This is a genomic window from Lacinutrix sp. MEBiC02595, from assembly GCF_053601555.1.
On record NZ_JBSHNU010000243.1, the window covers coordinates 692,957 to 707,437 of the forward strand.

A 14,481-nucleotide genomic window follows, 5' to 3' on the forward strand; every position below is an offset into this window, starting at 1 on the left:
AATACTTTAGATTGCGCGTTATGTTTATTTGGTATTATCTAGTTTTGAAGGTAAAATCCATTCACTATGTTTAAAAGCACTCCAGGAAACAGATGCAAGATCCACTTCTGAATCTATATATGGACTATAAGGCCTTCTATTTACACTTACTTTACAGTTAACCAAAACGGCAATATCTTGACCTTTTTCTGCATATTCTTTTTTCAACCTTTGCGCAAACTGCCACATAACGTCTGGATGCGTACTTATTAATCGCTTTTGTTTTTTGCTTAAATATTGGTCGAGTTCAATAAATATTGTTTTGTTTGCATTTTTGTCTTTTACTTGAAAGTTAATATGAGCAGATTTAGATCTAAGCATCATACGCCATGACATTTTGTGTCCTTCTTCTGTCCAAAGTACATTGTCCTGTATAAAGTGATGTCGTAATGGTAATGCCATTTGGATGATAAAGTAAATACTGAATAAAGCTACTAATGGTTTTTTGAATTTTGGTTCTATTATTTCTGCATCGGTATAAAATTCTTTTTTCTTGAAAAAGATGTTTTTAATGGTTTGCGGATTAAAAAAGAACAGACTAAAACCTAAAGCTAAGTATGGAAAAATACCAACTTGAAATACAATAGAGTTAAACAGGTGAAAAAATATAGAGCCAAAAAAGGCATATTTTCGAGTTGGTTTGTAAAGTAAAAACGGAACGACTAAACCATCATATAAAATACCGCCATAGGCAAGAAAATAGTGTAGCCATTTTTGTTGTAAAAACTCACCTATAAGCATATAGTTCTTTTTACTAGACATAAAGATTTCCATAACCGATCCGTTTAACCAATCTGGATATATTTTTGCAATGGAACCATAGGTGTACACAATAAACATTTGTAATATAAAAACCCAACTACACCATTGTGGCATAGAGTTACTTTTTATTTTAGGGTTTAGTTTAGCATCGACAGAATGGTATTTATTCGCTGGTAGAAATGCCATAATAGCACTTAATAAAATCAATAAATAGTAGTGATTATTATAGGATGCTTTTTGCATTAAGTAGGTGGTTGTCCACATTAATGTAAACATAATAGTACTAAGTCTGTATTTGTAGCCAATCATGATTAGGAATCCAAAAATCCCCATGACTAGATAATAGATATACATGCCGTTTCCTGGAAGTGGTTGCAGCCACTCAAAACCAATAAATGTAAAGGTGAATTGTGGTTCTATAAATGCTCTAGAAACCCAGCCAGTAAAAATGGCACCTACAGATTCGAGAAAGCATAGTAAACCAAAAAGGATTCTAAAAACGATTAGCGGACTGTTGTCTATATGTTTAAATAAAAATTTATTCAATATTACTTTGAGTTATATATTGCAGTGCAATTATTTTGTCTTGTTCTATTTGTTTTTTCAATGCTTCAAGCGATTCAAATTTTTGTTCGTCTCTAATTCTGGTTAAAATTTCTACGGTTATATTTTCGTCGTAAATATTTTCATTAAATTTAAAGAAGTGAACTTCTATGGTTTGTTTGGTATTATCGCTAATGGTTGGATTGGTGCCAATATTCATCATACCAAAAAGTTTTTGATTTTTGTAAGTAGAACGAACCACATAAACGCCTTGTTTTGGTATTAGTTTATAAGCTTCATCGATAGCTATATTTGCCGTTGGAAAGTTAATAGTTTTCCCTAAGCCTTTGCCTTTGGTTACTTTTCCGTTGAACATAAAATTAGTACCTAAAAAGGAATTTGCGGTTTCTATATCTCCTTCTTCTAAAGCGGTTCTAATTTTTGTAGAACTTACGGAGACGTCATTTATATCTTGCGCAGAAATTTCTTCGACTTCAAAATTATATGCTTTTCCAAACCTTTTTAAATCCTCAATATTAGCAGATCTATTTCTGCCAAAGTGATGATCATATCCAATGATGATTTTTTTAATATTCAGTTGTTTTACTAGAATGTCTGCCACAAATTCTTCCGCAGATAATCTAGAAAATTCCTTAGTAAACTTTTTTATACATAAGTAGTCAATACCTAATTGGTTTAAAATTTGGGATCTTTCTTCAATGGTGTTTATCAGTTTGATATTAGCGTCTTTTTGCAATACCATTCTAGGGTGCGGAAAAAAGGTTAATACTACCGATTTTAAATGTTCCTGTTTTGCAGTATTAACTAAGCGTTCAATTATTTTTCGATGGCCAATATGCACGCCATCAAAAGTACCAATAGTAACAATGGTCTTATGAGAATTTAGGTTTTGAAAAGATTCAATTATTTTCAACTGTATTTATGTTTTGTACAAAAATAAAAAAAGAGGATTGATATAGTATCAATCCTCTTTCTTTAATTAGAGTATTACTGTATTATTTTTTTACAAAAGGTAAAGAAACCGTGTTTCCTTCTTTAGATATTTTAATAAAGTACATACCGTTACTTAAAGCTGAAGTATTTATAGATAAATCAGCGTTGTTAGAAATCGTACGATTCATAATAACTTGACCTAGCATATTGTAAACTACATATGCGTCTGGTAAGTTCTTATCGCTTGTCTTAATGTTTAATACATTACTTGAAGGATTAGGGAATATAGAAACTCCTGAATCTATCATTACTGAATTAGTAGATAACGCCGTTTGAATTCCAAATACATAAGTGCCTGTTAAACCAGTTGTAAAGCTAGCCGATAATTCAAGATCTGCACCAAATGCAGCAACACTAACTGGCGCTACTTCATTGGTTCCTTCTTTTTTAACAAATAGGTTGTTTCTAGAATTACCTGTTTCATTTTCCCAACCTGCTAATTCTGCTTCTGTAAAGTAAAACTTTAAGGTAGAAGAATCCGATGTGTTAGCTATAGCTGTTGTAATATCGTACGTTTTAGCACTAACAAAACTAGTAGGATCTGCATTTGTACCATACATAGTTGTAGCTGCACCAACAGTTGCCACATCTCTGGAAACGGAAACATCTGTACATCCATAATTAAATCCTCCAGTATTATCAATAGATAATATTAGGTTTTGAGAAGTAGTATCAAAAGCAAAAGCTTCACCAGAACCAGTTAGGTTTAATTGGTCTGCAGTTGCCGTGTTTATTGTTTCTTGGATGATAGTTGTAACATCTGCAGTAACAGAGATATCATCTAACATAAATGCAAAAGCATCTGCGGATTCTACATATATTGTTATGTAGATGTCTTCTCCTTGATAAGCAGATAGGTCATACGTGTACTCTGTCCAATCTATAGGAGCTTGTTCATAAGGAGATGTTGAAAGATAAGTAAAGCTAGTAGGATTTGTATCTGTTGTAGAAACACCTACTTTAAAACGTTCTAAACCGTATTGATCTGTTAACGATTTAACCCATAGTTTTAACTCTCCATTTGCTCCTAAATTTAACATTTGAGGAGTGAAAATGTAATCATCATTAAGAGCAGTACCATTAGGGGTATTAGTAGCATTAAAACAATAGTATCCTTTAGATCCAGTGTGCGGATCCCAAATAGTTCCTGCTAAAGAAGGAGTTGTTTGGCTAGGATTAAATACCATGAATGTTCCAGTGTATCCGGTGTTTGTCCAAGTGGTTGTTTCTGATCCGTAAGTTGAATTTCCATCCCCATCTAACATCGTCCAATCTCCAATTGGTGCAGTATCGAAATCTGTATACGTTTCAAAGCTATCTTCAAATAATACGACATTACCAGAAGCTGATGCAGCCATATCATCATTAATAATTGTAATAGATTTCGTTGAAGTCGTAGCTATTGCATCCCCAGTTGTAGAAAGATTTATAGAAAGTTCTAAAGTCTCATCTGTTTCTACAAAACTATCTTGATGTATTCTTAAAGTAACAGCATTACTTGCAGTAGTAGAACCTGAAGCAAAAGTTACGGAGTTGTTAAGTAATACAAAATCTTCATTCTCTGTAGCAGTTCCAGATGCTACAACAGATACGGTTGCACTAGCAGAACCTCCGTCTGTAAGGTTAAAACCAATTACATAGTCAGTGTAACCACAATCACTTCCTTCGTCTAAATCTCCTGAAGGGGATGATTCAAAATAAATAGTTGGTGATGTAGAACATGCAGTAGATGCATTTAATTCCATTCTACGAGGAGAATTAGTCATTACCGTTTGTATTCTGTCTTTTTGATCTTGCGTGAATGTATCCATACAGTAATCAAAAGAATAGTCCATATAGTTTTGGTATTGATCGGCAGAACCACAACTAGTAATTTCGACACAGTTGTAATTTGGAGCACCTGCATTTGGTGTGTCATCACAATAATCATCAACACCACAACTATTATCAATTAGAGGGTCAGGATCACTATCCCCCCAAATATGACGTAGTCCTAACCAGTGTCCAACCTCGTGTGTCATTGTTCTTCCTAGTTCGTATTGATCGTTTAAAATAAAAGTTCCGTCGTCTAGGTCTATAGTACCCATAGCATTATATGCAGCAACAACACCATCGGTATTATCTGCACCACCAGCAGGAGCTCCAGCTAATCCTGAACTACTAGGAAATTGTGCATAACCTAAAAGACCCTCGTATCCACCTTGGTTTATTGGTAGACCTCCAGGACGAATTACCCACATGTTTAAGTATCTTGTAGGATCCCATTGGGTTGTAGTTTTCATTTGTTGTACATCTGCATTTGTTTCCCAATCTGGTCCACCAGCTCCGTCTGTTACATCATTAGAATAAGGTGTAATAACATGTCTTACAATACCAGTTGTAGCGACACCATTTTCATCTGTGAGTGCTAAACAAAAGTTAATTTCAGTATCTACTGCTGCTCCTGTAGTGTCAGCACCACCGTTAGTACCAGATAGTTTTCTGTAATCTTCATTCATTACTGTGATTTGAGAAATTGCTTGCGCATCTGTAATGTTTTCTCCAGTTCCTATTGCATCTCCATTATGAATAATATGTATAACTACTGGTATATTAAAAATAGATCTGTTCGCTGCTCCTCTGTTCGCTTTTACAGCTAAAACTTTTGGGGCTAACCATGATTCAAATTCCTCAGAAGATAAGCGTTCTGGATATTTTTGTTGTAATAATGCTTCGTTTTCTACAGTTAAACATCTTGCAAAACCTGTTTGGTTTATAGACTCTAAGGTTGCTGAAGTAGGTTCAAACACCTGTGAAGACGCATTGGATCCTATGCTTTTTGATTGTTCTTGAGCACGCACAGAAATCTGAGATGCTAGCAGAAAAATTAAAAGACTAAAAGTAATTTTTTTCATTTTTATTAGTTTAAAATAATTCGATTATAGCCATAAAAGTACGGAATATATGTTTATGTGAAGTGTTTGAAATGAATAAACAGCAAACTTTAACACTTGCTTTTGTAGGTGTTTACTCCTTATTTAAGGTTTGTAATAAAAGCTTATAATACATTATTTATTGGTAAAATAATATGTATTCTTCTATAAGAATACTGTAAAAAGGTGTGTTCTGAGATGAAGTCGTGAAAAGGCAAGTATATATTTAATAAAAAAAACAATAGCATCATTATTTTATTTGTATATTTAATAGGAATTTTAACTATTTAAAAACCAGAATTATGCAAAAAATTACGCAATATAAATTTGCTTTTTTTACATGTATAGCAATTATGTTTTCCTTAAACATATTCGCGCAAAAGCCTGTAGAAAAACGATCTTTTGAAATCCGCTTAGAAAAAGAAGAGGCTATTCAGACTGTAATTAAAAACAACCAGAGAGTTAATATAGAAACAGGATTACCTGTTGCTCTTTATGGTTTAAATTACGAAGTTCCTCAAGGTTCGCCTGAAAGTATGGCCCTGTATTATTTAGAGCATGAATCTAAAACACTAGGGTTTTCTAAAGAGGAAATTAAGAACCTACGTCATCACGCAACAAGAACTACCAATGCAGGATCTGTTGTTCGTTTTAGGCAATACTTAAATGGTTATCCCGTAAATAAAGCAGAGATAACTATTACTATTTCTCCAGAAAACAAAGTGGTTTATGTTATGAATAGTTATCAGTCGATTAAATCTTTTAATGGTACACCAAGTATTTCTGAAACAAAAGCTTATGATTTGGCTTATGCTTATTTAAATGTGTCTAGTGCTGTTTTATATAAAGCCAATAGATGGATGGTGTATAATAATACTAAGATGACTCGTTTAGCAAATGAAGTAACCATTCTTACTAATAATCCAGCAGGAGAATGGCATGTTTTTGTAGATGCACAAACAGAAGAAATATTTAAGGTTGTTGATTTAAATCAATATTATAAAGATGAAGAACATAAACATAATGAAGATTGTTTGCATTCTTCAGCTAAAAAATCGGAAGAACGAAGAAGAGTAAGCGGAACAGGTATGGTGTTTGATCCAGATCCATTGTCTTCAAATATGGTTGCTTATGGAGGTGGTTATGTAGATAATAATGATGCGGATTCTCCAGAACTAGATGCGGCAAGAGTTAGTGTGACTTTAAATGATATTACATTAACAGGTGGTACCTATTCCCTTGTTGGGCCAAGAGCAGAAATAGTAGATTTTGATTCGCCTTTTAATGGCTTGTTTACACAAAATTCTTCCGATTTTAATTTTACAAGAGAACAAGATGGTTTTGAAGCAGTAAATGTATATTACCATATCGATTTTATGATGAATTATATAAATAATACATTAGGATGTGATGTGATGCCTTATCAATATACGGGAGGAGTTCAGTTTGATCCTTCTGGTTGGGGAGGCCAAGATCAATCTTCATATAATGGGGTAACAGGCCAATTAAGATTTGGAGAAGGTTGTGTAGATGATGGTGAAGATTCGGATGTTATACATCATGAATTAGGTCATGGACTTCATGACTGGGTTACTTCTGGAGGAAATAGTGGAGCAGAAGGACTTGGTGAAGGTACTGGAGATTATGTTGCTCAATCGTATAATAGAAGCTTAGGTTATTGGGCTTCAACAGATCCGCAATATGACTATGTATTTAATTGGGATGGACATAATGAATGTTGGACTGGGAGAAGTACGGCGTATACTGCAATTTATCCAGGCGGATTAACGGGTTCTATTCATACAGATGGCCAAATTTGGGCTTCTTGCTTGATGGGAATCTGGGATCAAATTGGTGGTCAGCGAATGGATAAGATTTTCTGGGAAGGTTTAGGAATGACAGCAGGTACAACCGGGCAAAATGATGCAGCAGTTGCTGTTTATCAAGCGGCTATCAGTTTAGGGTATACTGAAACAGAAATTAATACTATTCATACTTCCTTATCCGATTGTGGATATACATTGCCAGCTTTACCTGGTCCGCCAGTTGCGGCTTTTAGTGCTAATAATGAAATAATTTGTTTAGATACAAATAACACAATAACCTTTATGGATGAAACGGTTCCAGGTGCAACGTCTTGGGCTTGGACTTTTGAAGGTGGTATACCAGCAACTTCAACAGATGAAAACCCAACGGTTACTTACGCTGCAAATGGTACTTATGATGTGACTTTAGTTGCAACCAATTCGTATGGTAATGATACAGCAACGATGGCAGATTATATTTCTGTAGTTTCCGGAGCTGCTTGTCCTTCGTGCTCAAGTGTTTCTAACGACATAGCGGTTGCAATTTCAGCTTCTGGAGCAGGACTTGCTTATACGTCTGTGATTAATATAGCAGGTGGTGGAATTATTTCGGATATTAATATTCCTAATATTACTGGGCTGCATACTTATGTTAGTGATTTAACGTTTACTTTAACTAGTCCCGCCGGTACATCTGTAGAATTATTTGCTGGAATTTGTGGTAGCTTAGATAATTTTAACTTTGGATTTGATGATGATGCAACTACAGCAACGATACCTTGCCCTCCAACAGATGGAATGCTATATATTCCTTCCGGAGCGCTTTCTGCTTTTAATGGAGAAGATGCTGCTGGTAATTGGACTTTGGGTTTTGTAGATGCATATAATGCGGATGGTGGTGAGTTGAGTTCTTGGACTCTAGAAATATGTCTAGACCCTACAGCATCTATTGATGAAAATGCTTTTGATGCCTTCTCTATCTTTCCGAACCCAAATAACGGAGCGTTTACATTACAATTAAACTCCGCTTCTAATAACGATATTAAGGTTCAGGTTTATGATATTAGAGGACGTTCTGTTTTTAATAAGGAATATGTGAATACTGCAGATTTTAATCAAGTGATTAATTTGAATAACGTACAATCTGGAATGTACTTAGTGAAAGTTAGTGATGGAGAGAAAGAAACTATTAAAAAGATTCTTATTGAATAATACTAAAATAGTAGGTACTAAAAAAGGAAGCCAATTGGCTTCCTTTTTTTATTTTCCGTTAAACGTATTCATGGTATTATTTATACCTGCAGTACCAAAAGATTTAATAATTTCTTTTCCTTTTTCTAATCTTTCAGGAAGTTTCTTTTCTTCTTCTTCCGTCCATTCACCCAATACATAATCTACTTGTCTGCCAGTACTAAAAGCATCACTAATACCAAATCTAAATCTATTGTATTTGGTAGTGTTTAATTTGTCTTGTGTATCTTTTAATCCGTTATGACCTCCATCACTTCCTTTGGTTTTAATTCGAATACTTCCAAATGGTAAGTTTAAATCGTCGGTAATAACTAGTAAATTTTCTAAAGGAATTTTCTCTTTCGTTAACCAATACAGAATAGCTTTTCCGCTTAAATTCATATAGGTACTTGGTTTTAGCAAAATAAATGTTCTTCCTTTAAATCTATAGCTAGAAATGTCTCCTAGTTTTTGAGTTTCAAATTGTAGCTCTTCTTTTTCGGCTAAATAATCTAGCATTTTAAAACCAATATTATGTCTAGTGTTCGCGTATTTCTCTCCAATATTACCTAGTCCAACAATTAGAAATTTTTTCATATAATCTATTTCTTCGGCTTTATGTGTAGTCTTCTTTTTTTTGAAAAGAGATGTTAAGAATGTACACATAGAAAATTTTTGTTTTTTGTAAAAATAAAAAAAGCATCCTGAATAAACAGAATGCTTTTATAATTGTATAAATAAATGAATTTATTCTTGAGCTTCATCCGTCGCAGGAGCGTCTCCTTCTGCACCTTCTTCATCTTCATCATCAACAACTGCAGTTCTAGATGTCTTAATTTGACAAACTACGGTGTTGTCTGAGTGTAATAAAGTGTATTTCTCTTGATTTAAATCTGCTACAGATACTTTATCACCAATTTTTAAATTAGTAATATCTATTTCAATTAAATCAGGTAAGTTAGCTGGTAACGCTTTTACACGTAATTTACGGTTGTTTTTTCTTAAAACACCACCATTTTTAACCCCTTTAGAGTTTCCTACTAATTCTACAGGAATATTTAATGCAATTTCTTTATCATCAAATAACTGATAGAAATCTACGTGTAAAATTCTGTCTGTTACTGGGTGAAATTGAATGTCTTGTAATACTGCATTAAGTGTTGTTCCGTCTGTAAGCTCAATTACAACTGTATGCGCATTAGGCGTGTATACTAGTTTAGAGAAAGCTAATTCTGGTGCAGAGAAATGCACTGGTTTGTCTCCTCCGTATAATACGCAAGGAACCTGACCAGCATTACGTAAAGCTTTTGTTGCTTTTTTGCCTACGCTTTCTCTTTGAGATCCGTTGATTGTAATCGATTTCATTGTTTTGTTTTTATATTAATTATTAATTACATTAAAAATTTTGAGCTAATAGATTTGTTGTGGTGTACGTTTTGCATCACTTCCGCAAATAAATCAGCAGCGCTTAATACTTTAATTTTAGCACTTTCTTTTTGAAGAGGAATAGAGTCTGTTACTATTAATTCTTCTAGTTTAGATGCTTCTATTCTTTCGTAAGCATTTCCAGATAAAATAGGATGTGTACAAATTGCTCTAACACTTAAAGCGCCTCTTTCCATCATTAAATCTGCGGCTTTCGTTAATGTTCCGGCAGTATCTACCATATCATCCACTAATACTACATTCTTACCTGTAACATCACCAATAAGTTCCATGTGTGAAATTACATTGGCTTTAGCGCGTTGTTTATAACATATTACAACATCGCTACCCAAAGCTTTAGAATATGCATATGCTCTTTTAGAACCTCCCATATCTGGAGAGGCAATAGTAAGGTTATCTAAATTTAATTCTTTTAAATATGGTAAAAATATTGTGGAAGCAAACAAATGATCTACAGGTTTTTCAAAGAAACCTTGTATTTGATCTGCATGCAAATCCATCGTGATTATTCTAGTCGCTCCAGCAGTTTCTAACATTTTAGCCACTAATTTTGCAGCAATAGGAACTCTAGGTTTGTCTTTTCTGTCTTGTCTTGCCCAACCAAAATATGGTATAACTGCGGTTATATGTCTTGCAGATGCTCGTTTAGCAGCATCTAACATTAACAACATTTCCATTAAGTTTTCTGGGCCAGGGTTTGTGGAACCAATAATAAAAACGCGGGTTCCACGTATAGATTCTTCATAAGATGGTTGAAACTCTCCATCGCTATAAGTAGATGTAATTACATTACCTAAATGTGTACCATAGGCGTCAGCAATTTTTTTTGCTAATACTTTACTTTGCATACAAGAAAAAATCTTTGCTTCAGTAATGGTGTTTGACATGATTAATCTATTATTAATTAGGCTTTTAAGTCGCCTGATTTTTATTGAGGTGCAAATTTAGAGTTTTTTTTCATTTTATACAGCATTTACACGTAATTTTTAAAGGTTATTTAGAAAAATAAATTAGTTTTGCAAAACTAAATTGCTCAAGTGGCGGAATTGGTAGACGCGTCGGATTCAAAATCCGATTCTCCGGAGTGCGGGTTCGATTCCCGCCTTGAGTACAAACCTTAACAGAAATGTTGAGGTTTTTTATTTAATATTATATATTTTCACGCAACCCAAATACTTAAACTTATGTTAGAAGAATTCTGGTTTAACGTACAATATGGTATAAACCATGTGTTAGACATTAATGCTTATGATCACGTACTTTTCTTAATAGTGCTTGCTGTTCCCTATATTTTTAAAGATTGGAAAAGGGTTTTAATGTTGGTGTCTATCTTTACTTTAGGACATACATTATCTTTAATATTAGCCGCCTATAATGTGGTTTCTGTAAATGGTAAATTGGTAGAGTTTTTAATTCCTATTACCATTTTGGTTATCGCTGTTTTTAACGTTTTTACTGCTGGTAAAACAGCCAAAAGCGATAAAGTTGGCGTTCTATTTTTCTCAACACTCTTTTTTGGTTTAGTGCACGGTCTTGGATTTGCAAGAGAGTTTAAGATCATGGTTGGTAGAACGGAAAACAAACTAATAACACTTTTAGAGTTTGCACTAGGTATAGAGCTAGCGCAAATTATTATCGTTTTTGTTGTGCTATTTCTAGGTTTTTTAATGCAAACTATTTTTAGATTTTCTAAACGAGATTGGGTTATGGTAATCTCTGCCGTAGTCATTGGTTTAGTAATTCCAATGATTATCCACAGTAATTTCTTTTAAGGGCTCTTAAAGTTTGGTAAAACTTTAACTTACAAGTGTTGTAATTAAAATACGAAGCAAGTATCTTCGTTATACCTCTTGGTATGAAATGTTTATAGGGTAAAACCATTCTAACTTCAAAATAGTATATGTCAGAAAAGAAGAAGCTTAAATATGATAAAGCGTATTTAAGGATTGCAACAGAATGGGGAAAGCTATCGGCTTGCGAACGTAAACAAGTTGGTGCTTTAATAGTAAAAGATAGAATGATTATTTCGGATGGTTTTAACGGTACACCAACTGGTTTTGAAAACTATTGTGAAGATGAGGAAGGATACACCAAATGGTATGTATTACATGCAGAAGCTAATGCTATTTTAAAAGTAGCATCTTCTACACAATCCTGCAAAGGAGCAACGTTATATATCACGTTATCTCCATGTAAAGAGTGTAGTAAACTAATACACCAATCCGGAATTGTAAGAGTAGTATATAATCAAGCATACAAAGACGATTCTGGTCTGCGTTTCCTAGAAAAAGCAGGCATAAAATTAGAATTAATTGAAGATTTAAAAGCATAATGAATAACACAAAAAAATATCTACCATTAATTCTTGGAGTTGCCATTGCAGCTGGTATTTTTATAGGCGGAAAATTAAATTTCACAGATTCTTCAGATAGGTTATTTACGGCAAATAGTAAAAAAGATAAACTAAACAGACTTATAGATTATATCGATTATGAATATGTAGATGAGGTTAACACAGATAGCATTGTAGATGTAACCGTAAACGGAATTCTGGAAAACCTAGATCCGCATTCTGTGTATATTCCTAAAGCGGACATGCAACGCGTAAGCGAAAACATGAAAGGAGATTTTGTTGGTATCGGAATTAGTTTTTATACCTACAAAGATACTATTGCGGTTATACGAACCGTTCATGGAGGTCCTAGTGAAAAAAGAGGAATACAAGGAGGAGACAGAATACTTATTGCTAATAAGGATACTTTATTTGGGAAAAATTATTCTAATGATACTATTGTAAGTAAGCTTAAAGGGCTTATGGATAGTGACGTAAAGCTGAAGGTTTACAGAAAAGGAGAACCTGAACTCTTAGATTTTGAAGTGACTAGAGATCATGTGCCAATTACTAGTGTAGATGCAGCGTATATGTTAACCAATACGTTAGGCTATGTGAAAATAAATCGTTTTGCAGAATCTACTTTTAAAGAATTTAAATCCGAATTAAAAAAACTTCAAGAGCTTGGTGCAACACAGATTGCTTTAGATTTAAGAGGTAATCCAGGCGGGTTTTTAAATATAGCGGAACAGATTGTAGATGAGTTTTTAGAAGACGATAAACTTATTCTGTTTACCAAAAATAAACGCGGAACCATAGAAAAAAGCTTTGCAACCAAAAAAGGAGATTTTGAACAAGCAGATGTTTTTGTGCTTATGGATGAAAATTCTGCATCTGCAAGTGAGATAGTTGCTGGAGCTCTACAAGATAATGATAAAGGAACCATAGTTGGTAGACGTTCTTATGGTAAAGGTTTGGTGCAACGCGAAATGCAACTTGGTGATGGTAGCGCAGTGCGATTAACCGTTTCAAGATATTACACACCAACTGGAAGGTCGATACAGCGTTCTTATAAAAACGGAAACAAAGATTATTACGATGAGTATTTTTCACGTATAGATAGCGGTGAATTGCTGGATCCAGAAAAAATAGAAGTAGCAGATTCTCTTAAGTTTACAACGCCAAAAGGAAAAGTAGTGTATGGTGGTGGTGGCATTATTCCAGATGTATTTGTGCCTTTAGATTTAAGTATGCAAAATGACACCTTTAACTATTTGCAACAAACAGGGTTTTTAAATTATTTTGTTTTTGAGCAATTAGATAAGCAAAGAGAAGCGTATGATAATTTAACGCAAGAAGATTTTGTAAAGGATTTTATAATCACAGAGGATGTGGTACAAGATTTTCAAGAGTATTTAAGAGAGCGTTTAAAAAGAAATATTACTTTTTTAACCTTTAAGGAAGAAATTAAGTTGCTAATTAAAGCGGCCTTAGGCGAGCAATTGTTTGGGGAAGGTACGTACCAAGAAGTTATAAATCAACAAGATATTATGATTGAAGAAGTTATTAAGTTGAGTGAAGAAAACTAACTAAACCTTATCATGTATCTTAGTATGTGCGCCATTATTCCAAAGGGTTAAAATATCGGTAGCAACATGTGCGCCACTACCAGAAGCAATTGCAAATTGACTTCGCCAACCAGCTAAAGATCCTGCAACATATAAACCTTCCTCTATTTTATGGTCTGTGTTTTTTAACCAAATTCTATCTTTATCTTTTGCAGATCTAGGATGTGCTTCAATATAATTATCTAGTCCTTTTATGGTCATTAAATTGGTGTACCCAACGGCAATTACTACGCATTTGGTAAGATATGTTTCTTTGTTTGTAATAACCGTAAAGCCAGTTTTGGTTTTAATTATTTCACAAACCTTTTCGTTTTCTATTTGTGTAATATGAGGGTATTGTGAGCTAAGCTGCTCTTTACCTTCTTCTAAAATAGTTGCTCCTGTAGTTCCTGGCTGTAAGCCTAATACATTATTAAATAATGCATTTTGTAAGTGTGATGTCTTTTGATGCATTATAATACCAACGCGTTTGTTTTTAGCAAAGGCTTTGTTTTGGGCAGAACCTAAAACCAATGCACAAGACATTCCTGCTGCTCCACCACCAATAATAAGAGCATCAAACATTAGTTTCTGTTTTTTAGTTGTTTGTTTACTTTTTTAGAAAGCCTTAAAACTTGTAATAAAGCAATGGCGCATAGAGAAGTGAAAATGGTAATTAGTGCAACTACACTTTGTCCTTCAAAAAGAGCATTGAAATCTATTTGCGTCAGGTTGAAAATAATTAAACCTGAAGCTATAATGGTAAATATAATGGTGAATATTTTCATGTG

At 33.8% G+C, this 14,481-nt stretch carries 12 protein-coding genes and 1 tRNA gene; 5 read left to right on the forward strand and 8 right to left on the reverse strand.

All coding sequences use genetic code 11. The annotated features are described in order from the left end of the window. Positions 1-24: 24 nt before the first annotated feature. The 3 genes from ACVCZW_RS16745 to ACVCZW_RS16755 form a co-directional block, all read right to left on the reverse strand. Positions 25-1,350, reverse strand: a complete 1,326-nt coding sequence (locus ACVCZW_RS16745) for an HTTM domain-containing protein (protein WP_452231169.1) — start codon at positions 1,348-1,350, stop codon at positions 25-27. After that, positions 1,340-2,278 (reverse strand): bifunctional riboflavin kinase/FAD synthetase, encoded by a 939-nt coding sequence (locus tag ACVCZW_RS16750; protein ID WP_452232967.1) that lies wholly within the window; start codon positions 2,276-2,278, stop codon positions 1,340-1,342. Before ACVCZW_RS16750 ends, ACVCZW_RS16745 begins: the two co-directional genes overlap by 11 nt. Before the next feature lie 82 nt (positions 2,279-2,360). Then, positions 2,361-5,252 (reverse strand): choice-of-anchor J domain-containing protein, encoded by a 2,892-nt coding sequence (locus ACVCZW_RS16755; protein WP_452232968.1) that lies wholly within the window; start codon positions 5,250-5,252, stop codon positions 2,361-2,363. A gap of 320 nt (positions 5,253-5,572) precedes the next feature. Here ACVCZW_RS16755 and ACVCZW_RS16760 point away from each other — a divergent pair, with 320 nt between their 5' ends. Continuing rightward, a complete protein-coding gene (locus ACVCZW_RS16760) occupies positions 5,573-8,287 on the forward strand; it encodes a T9SS type A sorting domain-containing protein (protein ID WP_452232969.1) in 2,715 nt (904 codons plus the stop codon). A gap of 48 nt (positions 8,288-8,335) precedes the next feature. Here ACVCZW_RS16760 and pth read toward each other — a convergent pair whose 3' ends face one another. From pth to ACVCZW_RS16775, 3 genes are all read right to left on the reverse strand, one after another. Continuing rightward, positions 8,336-8,971, reverse strand: coding sequence for an aminoacyl-tRNA hydrolase (pth, locus tag ACVCZW_RS16765; RefSeq protein ID WP_452232970.1), 636 nt, complete (start codon positions 8,969-8,971; stop codon positions 8,336-8,338). 81 nt (positions 8,972-9,052) lie between these two features. Beyond that, the gene (locus ACVCZW_RS16770; RefSeq protein WP_452230842.1) at positions 9,053-9,670 is read right to left on the reverse strand and encodes a 50S ribosomal protein L25/general stress protein Ctc; all 618 of its coding nucleotides are present in this window, start codon (positions 9,668-9,670) and stop codon (positions 9,053-9,055) included. Positions 9,671-9,696: 26 nt separating this feature from the next. Then, positions 9,697-10,638 (reverse strand): ribose-phosphate pyrophosphokinase, encoded by a 942-nt coding sequence (locus ACVCZW_RS16775; RefSeq protein WP_452230843.1) that lies wholly within the window; start codon positions 10,636-10,638, stop codon positions 9,697-9,699. 144 nt (positions 10,639-10,782) lie between these two features. Between ACVCZW_RS16775 and ACVCZW_RS16780 the strand changes: the two genes are divergently transcribed. From ACVCZW_RS16780 to ACVCZW_RS16795, 4 genes are all read left to right on the forward strand, one after another. Further along, positions 10,783-10,862 (forward strand) — tRNA-Leu (locus ACVCZW_RS16780). 73 nt (positions 10,863-10,935) lie between these two features. Further along, positions 10,936-11,523 carry a HupE/UreJ family protein gene (locus ACVCZW_RS16785; protein ID WP_452230844.1) on the forward strand — a complete coding sequence of 196 codons (588 nt, stop codon included), beginning with the start codon at positions 10,936-10,938 and terminating at the stop codon, positions 11,521-11,523. 128 nt (positions 11,524-11,651) lie between these two features. Next, positions 11,652-12,083, forward strand: a complete 432-nt coding sequence (locus ACVCZW_RS16790; protein WP_452230845.1) for a deoxycytidylate deaminase — start codon at positions 11,652-11,654, stop codon at positions 12,081-12,083. Then, complete coding sequence (locus ACVCZW_RS16795) at positions 12,083-13,672, forward strand: S41 family peptidase (protein WP_452232971.1); 1,590 nt, start codon at positions 12,083-12,085, stop codon at positions 13,670-13,672. The genes ACVCZW_RS16790 and ACVCZW_RS16795 overlap by 1 nt, the downstream gene beginning before the upstream one ends. On the opposite strand, the gene ACVCZW_RS16800 is transcribed toward ACVCZW_RS16795, so the two are convergent. Both ACVCZW_RS16800 and ACVCZW_RS16805 read right to left on the reverse strand, forming a co-directional pair. Continuing rightward, a complete protein-coding gene (locus tag ACVCZW_RS16800) occupies positions 13,673-14,275 on the reverse strand; it encodes an FAD-dependent oxidoreductase (protein ID WP_452232972.1) in 603 nt (200 codons plus the stop codon). It abuts the gene before it with no gap. Further along, on the reverse strand, positions 14,275-14,478 hold the full coding sequence (locus ACVCZW_RS16805; RefSeq protein ID WP_452230848.1) for a hypothetical protein: 204 nt from the start codon (positions 14,476-14,478) through the stop codon (positions 14,275-14,277). The genes ACVCZW_RS16800 and ACVCZW_RS16805 overlap by 1 nt, the downstream gene beginning before the upstream one ends. Between the last annotated feature and the right edge of the window lie 3 nt (positions 14,479-14,481).